This window comes from Staphylococcus sp. 231237_7MaSpsaltlick, from assembly GCF_043107035.1.
Genome location: NZ_JBICNX010000168.1, coordinates 1 through 996 on the forward strand (window position 1 = coordinate 1; position 996 = coordinate 996).

Sequence of the window (996 nt, forward strand, 5' to 3'; positions counted from 1 at the left end):
GTTTAGCAAACCATGTAAATTGGATTATGGGAGCGAAACCATATGGGTCAAGTAATATAACCGATGAATTGGAATCAATTAATGAATAAATAGTATGGGGGAGAATAGTATGAAAGAATTAGCAAAAAGGCTTAAAAATCCAAATGTATCAGAATCTGTAAAAACAATTGTGCAATCAATGAATAAAGATGGTATGCAATTATTAAATGATTACTATGATAAAAATTCTAATTTTTATCAACGAGCTCAACCGGAACTCATTGCAAATGAATTTTATGCGGACCCTATTAAAATTAAAAATTTATATCATTATACTACATATGATGCATTTGAAAAAATTCTGTCATCATCTACTTTTTTAATCGGATCAATACATTATATGAATGATGATAAAGAAATTAAATATGTATATGAGTTAATGAAAAATGAATTAAAATTATTGGGGGCACCTAATTATATAATCCTCAAATTAGAAGAATTAAATACTATTTTGCCAGATGATGTATACGTGTGGTCCTTTAGTGAAAATGATTATTCACAAGCGTTATCAAATTATGGTGATATTGCGCTAGGATTTGATAGTCAGGAAGTAATGGAGCAACTTGCAAGTTATTACTCAAAAGGCAAGAAAACACTTGATGAGTATACATTTGGTAATGCGTATGTTTTCCCTTTAAAAGTGGAATATGATTATGAAGTACAGTCTAAATATATTAAAACATTAGCTCATGCTTGGTTGGTCGCTCATGAAAATTTAAAATATGACTCTGATGATATGGAAGAAATCATAGGGTGTGTAGTACAAGCACTGCATTTCTTTTCATTATTTTTTAAAAGAAAGTATTTAAGACAAGAAGAAGAAATTAGATATATTATTTTTAACATCAATGAGGATAATATATTAAATCCAGAAATATATATGAATAATAAACCTTTCACTTCTTGTAAACTTACAAATGAAATACTAATAGAAGTAGTCATTAATCCCAACAGTGA

At 28.0% G+C, this 996-nt stretch carries 1 protein-coding gene; it reads left to right on the forward strand.

Annotated elements, in window-relative coordinates:
- Window positions 1-109: 109 nt before the first annotated feature.
- Window positions 110-996, forward strand: an 887-nt coding sequence (locus tag ACF91D_RS30680) for a hypothetical protein (protein WP_392438529.1), incomplete at its 3' end; no start/stop codon positions are given.